This window comes from Dyadobacter sp. SRI_021 (assembly GCF_057586235.1).
Genome location: NZ_JBYCZM010000004.1, coordinates 538247 through 552701, shown reverse-complemented (window position 1 = coordinate 552701; position 14455 = coordinate 538247). Strand labels below are relative to the sequence as shown.

General features: G+C 48.6%; 13 protein-coding genes. 3 read left to right on the top strand and 10 right to left on the bottom strand.

Annotation, left to right across the window (positions count from 1 at the left end):
• Positions 1 to 141 precede the first annotated feature (141 nt).
• Positions 142 to 3042 carry a TonB-dependent receptor domain-containing protein gene (locus AC2YIT_RS15270; RefSeq protein WP_487279719.1) on the top strand — a complete coding sequence of 967 codons (2901 nt, stop codon included), beginning with the start codon at positions 142 to 144 and terminating at the stop codon, positions 3040 to 3042.
• An 80-nt stretch (positions 3043 to 3122) separates the two neighbouring features.
• On the opposite strand, the gene AC2YIT_RS15265 is transcribed toward AC2YIT_RS15270, so the two are convergent.
• From AC2YIT_RS15265 to AC2YIT_RS15240, 6 genes are all read right to left on the bottom strand, one after another.
• Complete coding sequence (locus AC2YIT_RS15265) at positions 3123 to 3752, bottom strand: LysM peptidoglycan-binding domain-containing protein (protein ID WP_487279718.1); 630 nt, start codon at positions 3750 to 3752, stop codon at positions 3123 to 3125.
• A 60-nt stretch (positions 3753 to 3812) separates the two neighbouring features.
• Positions 3813 to 4304 carry a 5-(carboxyamino)imidazole ribonucleotide mutase gene (purE, locus tag AC2YIT_RS15260; protein WP_430845540.1) on the bottom strand — a complete coding sequence of 164 codons (492 nt, stop codon included), beginning with the start codon at positions 4302 to 4304 and terminating at the stop codon, positions 3813 to 3815.
• 9 nt (positions 4305 to 4313) lie between these two features.
• A complete protein-coding gene (locus AC2YIT_RS15255; protein WP_487279717.1) occupies positions 4314 to 5453 on the bottom strand; it encodes a 5-(carboxyamino)imidazole ribonucleotide synthase in 1140 nt (379 codons plus the stop codon).
• Between the two features lie 117 nt (positions 5454 to 5570).
• Positions 5571 to 5942, bottom strand: a complete 372-nt coding sequence (locus AC2YIT_RS15250; RefSeq protein WP_487279716.1) for a PIN domain-containing protein — start codon at positions 5940 to 5942, stop codon at positions 5571 to 5573.
• Between the two features lies 1 nt (position 5943).
• Positions 5944 to 6216, bottom strand: coding sequence for a hypothetical protein (locus tag AC2YIT_RS15245; RefSeq protein WP_487279715.1), 273 nt, complete (start codon positions 6214 to 6216; stop codon positions 5944 to 5946).
• Positions 6217 to 6294: 78 nt separating this feature from the next.
• Positions 6295 to 8349, bottom strand: a complete 2055-nt coding sequence (locus AC2YIT_RS15240; RefSeq protein WP_487279714.1) for a BatA domain-containing protein — start codon at positions 8347 to 8349, stop codon at positions 6295 to 6297.
• Between the two features lie 238 nt (positions 8350 to 8587).
• On the opposite strand from AC2YIT_RS15240, the gene AC2YIT_RS15235 reads away from it, so the two are divergent.
• Positions 8588 to 9139 (top strand): YcxB family protein, encoded by a 552-nt coding sequence (locus tag AC2YIT_RS15235; RefSeq protein WP_430845545.1) that lies wholly within the window; start codon positions 8588 to 8590, stop codon positions 9137 to 9139.
• Positions 9140 to 9195: 56 nt separating this feature from the next.
• Here the strand turns inward: AC2YIT_RS15235 and AC2YIT_RS15230 are convergent, their stop codons facing one another.
• Both AC2YIT_RS15230 and AC2YIT_RS15225 read right to left on the bottom strand, forming a co-directional pair.
• Entirely contained in the window at positions 9196 to 9816 is a 621-nt protein-coding gene (locus AC2YIT_RS15230) for a DUF1684 domain-containing protein (protein WP_430845546.1), read from the bottom strand.
• Positions 9817 to 9901: 85 nt separating this feature from the next.
• Complete coding sequence (locus tag AC2YIT_RS15225) at positions 9902 to 10447, bottom strand: hypothetical protein (protein WP_487279713.1); 546 nt, start codon at positions 10445 to 10447, stop codon at positions 9902 to 9904.
• A 262-nt stretch (positions 10448 to 10709) separates the two neighbouring features.
• On the opposite strand from AC2YIT_RS15225, the gene AC2YIT_RS15220 reads away from it, so the two are divergent.
• Positions 10710 to 11129: an OsmC family protein gene (locus tag AC2YIT_RS15220; protein WP_430845548.1), complete on the top strand. Its 420-nt coding sequence runs from the start codon at positions 10710 to 10712 to the stop codon at positions 11127 to 11129.
• A 60-nt stretch (positions 11130 to 11189) separates the two neighbouring features.
• Here AC2YIT_RS15220 and hemW read toward each other — a convergent pair whose 3' ends face one another.
• The gene (hemW, locus tag AC2YIT_RS15215; RefSeq protein WP_487279712.1) at positions 11190 to 12314 is read right to left on the bottom strand and encodes a radical SAM family heme chaperone HemW; all 1125 of its coding nucleotides are present in this window, start codon (positions 12312 to 12314) and stop codon (positions 11190 to 11192) included.
• Complete coding sequence (locus AC2YIT_RS15210) at positions 12314 to 14386, bottom strand: TonB-dependent receptor (RefSeq protein WP_487279711.1); 2073 nt, start codon at positions 14384 to 14386, stop codon at positions 12314 to 12316. The genes hemW and AC2YIT_RS15210 overlap by 1 nt, the downstream gene beginning before the upstream one ends.
• Between the last annotated feature and the right edge of the window lie 69 nt (positions 14387 to 14455).

The following is a 14455-nucleotide window of genomic DNA, read 5'->3' as shown; positions in this document are numbered from 1 at the left end:
ACCGACAGCCTTTTCGTCGGCGAAAAATACCCGTTGGTCTATTAAAATATCCAATACTGTCGATTGTAAAGGTTTATTGCCGGAATGCATTAAACTTTGGTAGCAAAGGGAGCTCTAACCAGCAATAAACCTTTACAAGTCATGAACAGATTTACATTCATCGTCCTTTTGCTCGCCGGTTTTGCTGCCCCGGCTTTCGCACAGAATGCACAGATTACCGGCAGCGTTGTCGATAGCGTGACGCGTGAAGCAGTGGTAGGCGCTTATGTGGCCGTGAGCCGCAACACCCCCGATGCCAAGCCGGAATATGTGACGACGGATGTAAACGGGAAATTCACTTTTACCGGACTTGCCAAACAAGTTTCTTATCTGGTGAAGGTTTCCTATTTAAGTTATAAAGATTTCTCCCGGACCATAACGGTTACCAAGGATGTCGAAAATCTGGGGATTATTACCCTTACCGAAGCGGTTGCAAACCTGAAAGAGGTGAAAGTGATAGGGCAGGTGACTGCCATGGAACAGAAAGGTGATACCACGCAATTCAATGCGGCTGCATTTAAAACCAATCCAGATGCTACGACCGAAGACCTTATCCAGAAAATGCCTGGTATTACCGTCACAAATGGAACTGTAACGGCTCATGGAGAGACGGTTAATAAAGTTTTGGTGGATGGAAAGCCATTCTTCGGAGACGATGCCGCATTAACCCTGAAAAACCTTCCCGCAGAAGTTGTAGATAAAATCGAGGTATTCGATAAGCTCAGCGACCAGGCGCAATTTACCGGCTTCGACGATGGAAATGCGCAGAAAACGATCAATATCGTCACCAAGGCCGATAAACGGATGGGGCAGTTTGGCAAAGTTTTCGCCGGATACGGTCTCGACGACCGCTATCAAGCCGGTGGAAACGTAAGCTTTTTCAAGGGTAACCAGCGTATATCCCTCATCGGGCTGAGCAATAACATCAACAATCAGAATTTTTCCAGCCAGGATCTGCTGGGTGTGTCCGGCGGCGGAGGTGGAGGTAACCGTGGTGGTGGAGGCTCAGCCGGTAATTTCCTGGTGGGCAACCAGAGCGGTATCACCGGTACCAACTCGTTCGGTTTGAACTATTCCAATAAAATAGGCAAGAAACTCGACGTTAGCGGCAGCTATTTCTTTAACAGAACAAGTAATAGCAATGTGCAGGGCCTTTCGCAGGAGTATTTTCTGCAAGGCGGAGCCGGCAACCAGTTTTACAATGAAAACAGCCGGACCAATACCACCAATTCCAATCACCGGCTGAACTTCCGGATCGAGTACAATATTGATCCTAAAAATTCGCTCATTATCACGCCGCGATTGAGTTTCCAGGATAATCATTCCGGAAGTGTGAAAGCCGGGCTCACAACATTGGCTTCCGACGGCAGCAATGTCAACAGCTCGGATAACAGCCAGGGCAATGCCAACAAGGGTTACAACTTCTCGAACGACATTCTGTTCCGTCATGCATTTGAGAAAAAGGGCCGCACGGTTTCATTCAATTTCAATACACAAGTGAACGATAAGAACGGCCGTCGTGACCTGTATTCGAGAAATACCTATTTTGATAACCTGGCATTGGGGGACACCGTTATGCGGGGCGATACGATCGATCAGCGTAGTTTCACGCATTCGGATGGTATTACATTAGGCGGAAACCTGGTGTATACCGAGCCGATCAGCACCACGGGCCAGTTGCAGTTCAACTATGGACTCACAATACAGAATAGCAATTCGAATAAGGATACTTATAATATGAGCTATGACGATGGCACATATTCCGATCTGGATTCGCTTTTGACTAACAATTTTGATAACCGCTACATTACCAATCGCGCCGGCTTGGGATACCGTTACCGAAAAAACAGCTGGTCGGCCAATCTGGGGCTTGATTTTCAGAATACCGGCTTGTACAGCCAGCAAATGGCGCCGGTTAACAACAAAGTCGATCAGTCATTTACCAATATTCTGCCCAATTTTATGGTGAACTACCGTTCGAAAGAAGGCGCACAATTCCGGGCATTTTTCCGAAGCTCGACCAGTCAGCCGTCGATTTCACAGTTGCAGAATGTGGTCGATAACAGCAACCCGTTGTCGCTCACAGCCGGGAATCCCGACCTGAAACAGGAATACCGCAATATGATCAACGTTCGCTACTCGCTGGCAGGCGCGAAGAGACCTTACAGCCTTAATGCGATGATTTTCGTAACGCAGACCAACAATGCGATTGTTAATTCGACTTACATCGCGCAGAAACCTGAGACATTACCCAATGGCCTGTTCCTGGAAAGAGGCGCCAAATTTACCGCGCCGATCAACGTGGATGGGAGCTGGAACGCACGCTCGTTCTTCGCCTACGGAAAGCCGATCGCCCCATTGAAGCTGAATTTGAACGTGACGACAGGTTTCAACTATGTGCGGTCACCAGGTATGATCAACAATGTGCCTAACTATTCTAATACTTACGCGATTTCGCAAGGCCTGGTGGTGAGCAGCAATATCAGCGACAAGCTCGACTTTACAGTGTCCTATTCAGGTAATTATAATGTGGTGCGCAACAGTATCCAGCCTAATCTGAATAACAACTATTACACGCAGGGCATCACTGGCCGCGTCAACTGGATTTTTGGAAAAGGATTTGTCTTGCAAAGTGATATCAACAATCAGTCATACCGGGGGTTGGGTGCAGGCTATAATCAGAATTTTACGCTCTGGAACGCCAGCATCGGCAAGAAATTTCTTAAAAACAATGCAGGGGAGCTGAAACTGACGGTTTTCGATATTTTGAAACAGAACAACAGCATTACCCGTAATGTTACCGAGACTTACGTGCAGGACGTTACCAACCGCGTGCTCACACAATACGCTATGCTCACATTCACTTATACTTTGAGAAACTTCGGCAAGATGCCTTCTAACAACGACGGTAATTTCAGAAGACGTGATTTCGACGGAGGAATGGGCTACCCGGGTGGAGGTCGTGGTCCCGGCGGGGGTGGCGGTCGGGGCTTCAACAACTAGCATTAAACCCTTCAATTCAGTGCAAAGAAAATCCCGGGGCAGTCAGCTCCGGGATTCTTTGTTTTTGCAATATTGAAATCTTATTTTTTATCCGGGAAAGGGATGATCAGTTTTTCCCCTCTTTCGGAGAAGTCGCGGGTTTTACCATTGGCTTTCATCAGCGCTTCCTTGGTAATGCCATATTTGTTGGCCACCACGCGAAGTACATCGCCAGGACCGACGGTATGAACCGCTTTTACCTGTACTTTCAATTTGGTAACACCTGCTTTTACTTCAGAGACGGAAGAATTAAGGCCTTGTAAGGTTTCCGTTTTGAGGTTGTAGCGAGAGGCAATGCTCGAAAATGTTTCACCACTCTGAACGGTATGTGTGATTTGCTCTCCACCGATGGATGAAGCCGAAATGGAAGGTTTCTCTTCCTTTTTAGGTTCTTCGGTCTTTTCCTTACCCGATTCAGGCTTGGTGTTTTCAACAGACTCGTCGGCAGGTACCGGTTCGTCGCTTACCGGTTCGGTGGCACTTTCTTCGAGCGTCGAATCGACGACCACCGACGTAAGTTCTTCGGAGCTGGAAGAGCTGTCAGAAATATATTCGTAGCCAACGTAGAGCATCGCTAGTACCAGCAACACCAACACGAGCAATGTGACAATGGGCAGATTCGACTTTTCAGTGGGACGTATATTTCTTTTTTTCGGGAATTCGTCTTCCATAACCTGGCCGGATTCTATTTTTTAGTGGAGTTAATTTTCTACGAAAATAATAAAGACAACCTAGTTTCCAAGTTGATTTTTCAATTCCTCGTTCATCACCGCAACTTTCTCTTTCAGGCTCTCTTTGAATACATCAAGCCTTTTTGCGACCTCGGCATCGCTCGCTCCGATGATCTGCGCAGCGAGGATTCCGGCATTTCTCGCACCGTCCAGTGCTACTGTCGCAACCGGAACACCAGCTGGCATTTGCAGAATGGAAAGCACCGAATCCCAACCATCTATCGAGTTACTCGACAAGACCGGGACGCCGATAACCGGAAGGGATGTCAGGGAAGCTACCATCCCTGGCAAATGAGCGGCCCCGCCTGCGCCTGCGATGATCACCCGCAATCCCCGGCTACGCGCCGATGCTGCGTATTCGAGCATGCGCTCAGGCGTGCGGTGCGCCGATACGATTTCCATTTCAAATGAAATACCGAGTTCCGCCAATGCGTCTGCGGCAAGTTGCATTACCTTTCTATCCGAAAGGCTGCCCATGATAATCCCTACCATTGGTCTGTCTTACTTCGTTTTGTGACTGATTACTTTAATATTGTTTCTGACAAAATCCGCTTTGGCTTTCAGCGAAGCGATATTCGTGTCCATAATCGTGATATGACCCATTTTGCGGAATGGCTTGGTGATCGCTTTCCAGTAAAGGAACGGAAACACCTGGGGCGTGGCCAACAACTTCTCCATTCCTTCGTACACTGCCGGCCCTTCATAGCCATCCTCGCCCAGCAAGTTCACCATTGCTGACGGCCCGTAGGCATGCGTGCTGCCGAGCGGCAGATTGAGGACCGCCCGCCAATGTTGCTCGTATTGCGAAGTCGCATTGGCGCGTATCGTATGGTGACCACTGTTGTGTGGCCGCGGGGCCACTTCGTTGATCAGTACTTCACCGTCGGGTGTAAGAAATAGCTCTACTGCCAGCAATCCCACAATCTGGAACGCTTCGGCCGTTTTGCGGGCAATTTCCTGCGCCTTGGCATTTACTTCGTCACTAATTTCTGCTGGTGCAAAAAGGTATTCTACCAGGTTATGCTCGGGATGGAATACCATTTCCACGGTCGGGAATGTTTCTACTTCCCCATTGGCATTACGCGCTACAATCACTGCCAGTTCTTTTTCAAACGGGACCGCTTTTTCCAACAACCCTGGCTTGTCGAATGCCTTGTCGAGGTCGCTGGCCGACGTCAGGCGCTGCACTCCGCGGCCATCGTAGCCGTCTTTCCCGAGTTTATGAAATGCAGGAAGAAATGAAATGTAGTTGGAAACATCGTCGCGGTTTTCTGTCAGTATAAATTCCGCGGTAGGAAGCAGTTTTTCTGCGTAAAACTGCTTTTGAATGCGTTTGTCTTGTATCTGGCGGATCACGGAAGGCTGCGGATAGACCTTTTTTCCTTCTTTTTCCAGCACCTCGAGCGCCTCCACATTTACCTTTTCTATTTCAATGGTAATGACGTCGAGGTTTTTGCCAAAGTTATATACCGTATCAAAGTCTTGTAGCGATCCCTGCGTGAAATGAGGCGCTATTTTCCGGCACGGTGCTTCAGCGTCCGGGTCGAGTACATGAATATCGAGGTTCCAGTCCACAGCGGCTTGGAGCAGCATAAGCCCCAGCTGCCCGCCACCAAGGATTCCTATTCGGGATGAAAGCATTTATGAAATGATATTTTCCCGCAAAATTGGTTTAAAAACCTGTGAGATGAAAGGGATGTTGTTAAATCTCCGTCAGCAATAGTCAGAAGGTCGGGTATCGACTTTTTAAAAGTGCCATTACTGTAACGCGTTCGACACTTTTAGGCCTGGAATCATTCTGAAATCTTTCAGGTTTGCCGTGCGCAGTTCGAGATTGTAAACGAGTGCCGTCGCAGCGATTAATGCATCCGAAGCAGTTACCGAGTGAGACAATGCAAAACTTTGACCGATGTACATAGCTGCCTGCGCAATGACTTCAAGATGATTGAAGCCATTCAGCAGACGCTTGATTTTTGCAAGCTCCGCTTTGTTGAGACAGCCATTATAAAGTTCCAGCACGACAACCGTATTGACGGCCAAGCGTGGCTTACCTGTACAATCAATGAATTCGATAGCGGGCTGCTTTCCCCTCAGATAATCAATGAGGATATTCGTATCCAGTAAAAGCATCCTAGCATCTGAAATCGCGGCGGATTCTTCTTACATATTCCACGGAATCCGAAACGTATGAAAAGGGCTTTATATCGGGATCATTGGCCATGGCCTCTTCTTCAGGCGTAAGGTCCTCACAAATCACACGCCCGTGTTTAGAGGGGTCAAGACGGGCATAAGTGAAACCGGGTTCGTTGAATTGGCGAACCGATGTTTCTTCAAGATCAGGATAAGAAGACTCAACGAAATTGCCGTGTTTTCTGACGGATTTGTTTTGAGAAGGTGTTTTCATAGTGGTGCGCTTTTGATTCCCCAAATTTACACATTGCCCCGCGGAGGTAAAAACCGCTAAATCGTCACACGATAATTACTATTTCATAAATCTGATCAACCCGATTTCCACAAGCAGAAAGAACAATGCAGCGTAAAGGAAGAACTTCCAAAGATTAGTCCCCATATTCTGCTGCTGGAACGCGGTGGAGAAGGCATCGTCGTCGATACGGTCGAAGACCTGGATGTTCTTTTTTCCGGAAAAGGCAGCCCGCAGCTCGTCGGGGGAGTAGTATTGCAGCTTGGATTCTGCATGGTTGTGGTTCAGGGCGATGATCTGTTCGATTTTGTTGTCGAGCACCAGTTCGAAGTAGCCAGCCGTGAGCCCGTCGGCCGCCTGGTCACCCTGGGGGATTTCGAGCAAAAGCTGGTTGCCGGCCACGCGCTGCACGGGGATAATCTCGGTTTTATTCCGTCTTAATTTATAAACAGAGTTGGGCTTTGGTTTATCGACTGTGAGACTGATCGGATTTTCATCAAAAGTAAAAGAGGTGCGCTGCTGCCTTACGCTCGAGGCGGCGATTTTGTACATCACCGGCACAAATATAGCATGCTGGGCCACATTCCCGTTTTCCTGGTTAAAAGGCGCCGCGAATAGGTAGGTTTTGCCGGAGCCCGTCAATACTTGGTTAAGATAAGTCTGTCCATTGCGCAGGGTAAGTAACTGTTGTCCCGCGCTCGCCCAGCTCCAAACAGGCAACGCATTGGGCAGGTTAAGGTTCATTTCCTGGCGCATCGATTCTTCGAAAACATCGCTGAAAAACGGGTTGTTGCGGTCGGGCACGGCGAGTGTGAGCGGAGCCAGGGCTTTTTCCGAAGTAATTCCGTTAATGCCCAATGCACTTAGGAAACGTCCATAACTGTCCGCCGCCGGTGCAGCGGGAGGGATGATCGCAAGACTGCCGCCTTGCCGCACGAAATCCTGCAAATCCTGCGGCAGGGTACCCGAGAGCTGGGTTACTCCTTCCAGTACCACCAGATCCGAATTTTTGATCAGGCCCGGATCCACATTCTGCGCGCTGTAACTTTGGAGTGTAAAAAGGCTATCGTTCGCGTAAACGTTCTCGATGTAGTTCCCTTCCGGCTTTTGCCCGTACACATGCAGCACGCGAATCAGCGGTGAGGCGTTCAGGACAAAATAATAGTCGTTATCAAAAGTAACGGGGAAGTCGTCGAACGTGATCTGCCCTTTTTTGTAGCCCTTTCCTTTCAGATTGAAGTTGAACTTGGCCGTCGCGCTGCCGTTTGCCGGTACATTGACAGACGCCGTCGACGCCTGGGTATTATCCAGGCTCAGCCTGAGTACTACGTTCCGCGCCTCTCGGTTGCCGGAGTTACTTACTTTTACGAATAGTATATTGTTTTGAAGCTCGCGGATAAACGGTGTGTTCAGCCAGGCGGAGTCAACAAATACATTCTTTTCAGCTTCTGCCTGCACCGGCACAAGGAAGATCTGGTTAGTCGAATCGGTTTGAATTGCCGAAAGGTCCCCAGCGGTGCTTTTCTGAAAGTCCGAGAACCAGAAAAGCTGGTTTTTACCCGTTTGGGAATGGCGCGCCATAAGATTTTCCTGGCGCTTGTATACCTGTTCGAGCGTGCGCGGTGTGCCCGATAGCCCGATGGTTGTAAGGCGGTCGCGCAGCTTTTCGGCAGGGTACAGGCCCTGTTCCTGAGCCGAAAAATCGTTAGTTACCAGTTGCAGCGAGGTCGCGTTTTTGAAAAGCCCTAAAAGATCACCTAACCGGCCGGTGGCGATGTCCAGGTAGCGCTTGTTGTTCAGCTCGCTTTCCATGCTGAGCGAATTGTCCAGATACAAGCTGGTAATACCGCGCTTGTCGACCGCCACATCGCTTTCGGCGGGAATGAATGGCTGTGAGAAAGCGAACGCAAGGCAGGCAATGGCCAGTATCCGCGCGGCCATCACGAGCCAGTGCTTGATCTGGCGGATGGATTTGGTCTGCGTTTCAACCGCTTTCAGAAATGCGACATTGGTAAAGTACACCCTTTTTGTCCGCCTGAAATTGAAAATGTGTACGGCAATCGGAACCGATATCGCCAGCAAACCCCACAGGAAGGACGGAAAAAGGAAACTCATGTAGCTTAGGATAGTCTTTTATCAATGATCAGTTGCCGAATATGGCTTCAAAACGGCAGTTTTCAAATGTTCAACGCAGTTAGTAAAGACAAATTACACCAAATTTTCATAACAGTTTTTTATTTGAAGACCTTTCTCATATCTCGGGAGCTTTTTTCTAACTTTGCACTTCATTTTGCCCGGACCACGTTTTTGAGCGGCCGTCGCAAAGAAGAAGATCGTTAATTTAAACAGAGTTATGGCCAAAGTTTCGGTAAACAAACACCAGCCCGTCTATCAAATGCCTACGAACCCGGCTGCGGTTCGTACCAAGAAGTACGCCTTACCTACCCAAAAATACATTTCCCTGGCCATGCGTTATTTTTTCAAGACGCAGCTTAAATGGGTACTCGTACCTGTGGCCCTGATCCTGATCAATGCGGTGATCAGCCTCACAGGCATTTATCCTAATTTGTGGATTTATATCACCGTTGTGGTTGCTTCTATCCTTTATGTGCTGTTCTGGCTGATCCAGTTCACCGGCATCACCCAGCTCGCACAGTATAAGCCGATGTTCGAGAAGTTTTCTTATGAGATCGACAACCGCCAGATTCTCATGAAACTTAACCAGAAAGAGGGAAGTGTAATGAAATGGGAGCAGATCCTGGATGGTTACAAGGACAAGGATGCCTATGTACTGGTTATCTCAAAAGGACAATTCCTGCATTTGCCGTTTAATATTTTCACTTCCGAGCACGATATCAAGGTTTTCGAGCGGATTTTGAAGCAAAAGGAAATATTGAAAGCCTGATCGAAGGCATTCACAAAAAAGGCCCGGCTGAAAAGTCGGGCCTTTTTTGTGAGCGGCTATTTAATGCTCGCCTCCTGGTGATGCTTGGTGAAATTCTTTTCCCCGGCTGTGACCGCGATGGCCAGGTGATTGTTCAGCGGTGGGATCGGGCAGTTGTAGCCGGTACTGTATGCACAATAAGGGTTGTATGCTTTGTTGAAGTCGAGCACACAGGTTCCGTCTTTCAGATCAGTTGTTTTCAGGTCGAGGTAGCGGCCGCCGCCGTAAGTTTCAGAGCCGTTGGTTTTGTCTTTGAAAGGGACAAAAAGATAATCCTTGTATTTGGCAAGTTGTTGCAGGCTGAGGCTGCGGTACACTGTCAGTTTTTGTCTGCGGCCATTTACCTTGAATTTCAGTACCCCGTACTTAACGTAGGTCTTGTTCATTCCGCTGTAAGTCGGCATTTCGAAGGATTTGCCTTTCGCTTTCTCAAAATGGGCCACCACGCGGTAGGTGGAATCGGGCTCATAGAACTGCAAATACGATAAATCCGCTGCTTTGAGCGGTGAGTTTTCCGAGTGCAGGAACTCCTCTTTGTAATGATTTCTGTACTGATTAGTCTCTTCGGTAAAAGTTTGTGCTTGTGATCCAAACGCCGCGACCAGAACTGTAAACAGTGTGCTAAAAACAACTTTCATACGTTAGGGAAAAAAGAAATCCGGTAATTTTTACCGGATTTTATAAAAATTATTCCAGAAACCCAAAAATGCGGGAACTTTTTCCTTATTGGGCTGAAATTTTCTTCGCTTTCGATTCGTCGATGTTGAACGCTTTCACAACCGCTTCGTAGTTGTTCAGATCCACTTCGGCATTGGCACGTTTGAGCGGGTCGGAAGGAATGACTATTACACGGAACTCGAAATTGCGGGTCCAGTCGGTTGCCAAACTCCCCAAGTTTACATTGCCGTCCATGAAGATCATCATATCCTCGTCAGTTCTATCGAAACTATAAGTAATGATGCCATTCGGATTAGTAAGATAGGCTGTCTGCGGGAGCGGGCGATAAGCTTTCAAGCCACCTGCATCGTTCCAATACACATATACAAGCACGGCATCCGTTGGCACTACTTTAATATTCTGCTGCTTAAAATTCAAAGTATAGGAATATTTGTTGGCAGAGGTAAAGTCAACTTTAACAATATCGAAAGTTTGTCCCACGTAAGAATCCCCTGGAACACCTTGGGGCCCTGGATCTCCTTTCGGACCAGTACAACTTTGGAATAATGCAAGGACAGCGAGCAGTAGCAGGGGCAAGAGTTTTCTGTTCATGACTTGTGAGTTGAGAAAATGGAAAATCTGTTAAAAATTTGTGATTAGATGATGATGCAATTATAAAGTTTAAATCCCGGACGGGCATTAACCTTTATTAACTAAAAAACGCCGTACCATGCACCACAGGGAGGCACATACTGGAACAGAGGACGGTAAGTAATTATTGTGTTTTTAATGCAGGGATTGTTTGCGTAGATATCGTTTGCGTGCTACTTTTCCCGGAAACAACGATTTAGGATCAACATTAAAAGGAACAACGATGATTAACCGTAAAGCAACAGCCATTTGGAAAGGTACCGGCAAAGAAGGTACAGGTACGATCAGCACGCAGAGCACAGTTCTGGAAAACACCCAGTACTCTTTCAATACCCGCTTCGCGGATGGTAAGGGCACAAACCCCGAAGAGCTGATTGCCGCCGCACACGCCGGATGTTTTGCCATGAAGCTGAGCTTCGAACTGAATGCTGCCGGTTTCACTGCCGACGAGCTGAATGCTACCGCTACCGTTTCGCTGGACCCCGCGAAAGGTCAGGTTGTCAAAAGCGCAATTGACCTGAAAGCACAGGTTCCGGGTATCAGCGCGGAGCAGTTCGCACAGGTTGCCGACAAAGCGAAAAAGGAATGCCCTATTTCCCAATTGCTCAATGCGGAAATCACATTGAATGCAGAGTTGGTATAAGCTGTTATTGTTCGACAATCGGTCGGAAGTCGCCATGCTGCTTGCAGCGTGGCGATTTTTTTAGTCAATAAACAGATCGCTTGCAATGCGGTCGGCGAAGAGCTTGCCGGCCTGGGTAAGTACCAATATCCCCGAATCCTCCCTGATCCAGCCTTTGCGGGTCATTCGTTCTAACGCATCTTTGGCTTGTACTCCGAATGCTCCCGCCGAAAGCGTTTCCAGTTTTTGTAGTTCAACACCCCATTTGGTACGCAGGCCCGTTAGTAGGTATTCATTGGTCTGGTCGGCAGCAGAAAGTGTTTCAATAGTCGTGGGAATGATGTCTTTTTGAAGCGCTTCCAGATATTTGGCATTGTTGGAAACATTGTACTCGCGGCTTGCGCCATTGTAGGAGTGCGCGCTCGGACCTACGCCCAGGTAGGGATGCTGTTTCCAGTAAGAGCTGTTATGGTTGCTGTAAAGGCCGTTTCGGGCAAAATTGGAGATTTCGTACTGCTCGTAACCATTTTCACGCAGGGAACTGACGAGTATTTCAAATTGCTGCGCCGCATATTCTTCCTCGATCGGTTTGATCTTTTTCTTTTTTAGCCAGCTGCCAAATGCTGTTTGTGGTTCGATGGTGAGGCAGTAAGCTGAAATATGCGGGACATTCAGTGTAAAGGCTTTGGATAAATCACTGAGCAATATATCGTGATGCTCGGCGGGGATCGCGTAAATGAGGTCGATGGAGATATTGTCGATACCAGCCTGCTGCGCCAGTCCTACGCATTGCTCGGCTTCCACCGCGGAATGCGCACGGTTCATAAAACGCAAATGCGGCTCATGAAATGATTGAACGCCGATACTGAGGCGGTTAATACCCGCCTTGGCAAACATTTGCAAGCTGGACGCATTCAGGTCATCCGGGTTGGCTTCCAGGGTGATCTCAGCATGGGGCGCCACCCGAAATTGCCGGTGAATGGTTTCAAGCAGAAAATTCAGCTCCGCTTCACTGAGCATCGACGGCGTGCCTCCGCCAAAGTAAATGGTCTCCATATCCCCGTCAGGCAAATACGACCGCCTCAAAACAATTTCCCGTGCAATGGCCTCCACTACGGCACGTTTGTGGGTGGTGTTGGTACTGAAATGGAAGTCGCAATAGTGGCAAGCCTGTTTGCAAAAAGGGATATGGGTGTATAAATGCATTACTTTGAGTTTTTCTGCCACTCCCAGCCAATCTTCACGCCGGCCCATAGGTTATTTTTCGGCGCGCCGTTGTAATAACGGTTTCCGAATGCATTCAGGTCGTAACCAAGGCTGTAAATACCGGCATTGACCTTTTCTGCGGATGCCGATAATTCGCTGTAAAAATGCTGTCCCCAGCTTTTCTTCCAGCTCACGCGCGCCATCCATTGGTTGTAAGCCGTGTTTTTGACCGTGTTCGCGTCATTCAGGTAAAACGAATCGCCATGCTGGTAAGTCAGGAACGCCGAAATGCCGTATTTGAGCAGCACGTCCAGGCCCGTCGACTGCGAGAAACGCGGAATACCAGGGATGAGTTTCCCGCTCAGATCTGTGTCGGCCTGCCGGAATTCTTCATAGGTATATTTGGTGTAAGTGCCCGTATTCCAGAGTTTCAGCATAACCGGCAGTTTTGGATCGGAAAGGACGTCCCAATTGACGCTCCATTCCACGCCATTCTGTTTGGTTTTTCCTGCATTAACAAAATATTCGGCCCCCGCTTCGTCAAGCCGGCGCACGATCGCATTGCGCAGGCCGAAATGGTACAGACTGATTTCTCCTGAAATGACTTTTCCGACTTTGCGGATGCCTATTTCGGTGTTACTGCCTTTTTCAGCTTCCAGGTCCTTGCGGAAACCACCTGCCGACGGACGTACTTCCTGCAAAGTAGGAGGCGAGAACCCGCCGCTGTATGACGCGGTAACCGACCAGTTGCCGGCAATGACCTTGTTAGCCGCAAAGCGCGGAATGAATATGCCGTCGAAAGTCTTTTGATCTTTGCCGAATGGGAGCGGAAAATAGCGTTCGTATTTGTATTTCGAAGTATTGTAGCTTAAACCTGCGCTCAGGGTCAGGTCGGTGAGCAAAGTTGCTTCCAGCTGGCTGAACACCGAAAGGTTGGCAGTACGAATATCCTCTACGGTTTGCTGTTTGTCGGCAACGCCGCCTTTGTTGTCGTAGTTGCGCTGCGCCGATTTGCCATACTGCCATTCGAAACCGCTGGTCCAGTTAGTCTTCACATTGCCCCATTCTGATTTGTTTTGCCAGATATTCCGCCCTCCAATCCCGTTTTCATCCCTTTTCTCGAAGTTGGAAATGAACGGATTGGCAAAATCGGTGAAGGTCAGGTACAATGCGGTCGACTGCGTCCATTTGTCCGACAGCGGCAATACATAATTGCCGCCCAGCAATGCGAGTCTGGTATAAATAGCCGCTTTTTGGACCTCGCTGCCGGGCACTGTTGCCGTCGACTGGCGGGCGAGTTTGGGGTCTGTCTGATATTGGGCAAGGTTAATGCCTCCGGGAGTCTGGTAATACAGATCTGAATACATTCCCAGCAATGAAAGGGTACCCTTTTCACCAATGCTCGAACTGGATGTAAACCGGATCGCGTCACGTGCCATGCCGCTGTGGTTGCGGTAGCCGTCCTGCTCGCTATGGCCATATTGAACGGAAATATCACCGATCTGCAAGGTTGAATTGCGGCTTTGGAAGCCATATTTCCCAAAGCTCATACTCTGCTCCACACGGTTCTGGAATTCGTTGTCGGGGCGGCTTTGCATGAGTACCACGCCTCCGGTACCCGCGCCATAAATGCTGCTACCCGGCCCTTTGATCACCTCCATACTTTGAATAGCGCCATAATCGATCGAGTTCAAGGGCGTATTGCCACTCGCATCGGTGAACGGGATGCCATTCCAGTAAAACTTTACATTGCGTACACCAAACGGGGAGCGTATCAGACTTCCGCGTACCGAAAACCGGTAGCTGCCTGGCGAACGTTCTTCCATGCGCACACCCGGGATCGTGTTGACAGCATTGGCCCAGGTATAATTTGAAAACCGGCCTAGCGAGCGGGGTGTAAGCATTCCTACGGTTGCAGTAGTGGTGAGCGGATCTTTTTCGGATTCAAATGCGTGCACAGTTACCTCACGAAGATCCCGCGCTTGCAGCGAATCACTTTGGGCCAATGCCTGCCCGGAATCGTGAAAAATGAGGAGAGCAGCAAGAGCGCCGGTAATAGAGATTTTGAGCATATAGGTTTAGGAGTATATTAATAAAAATGCAAAGCTGATCATAAATGCCAATAGTTTCAATACTTCACC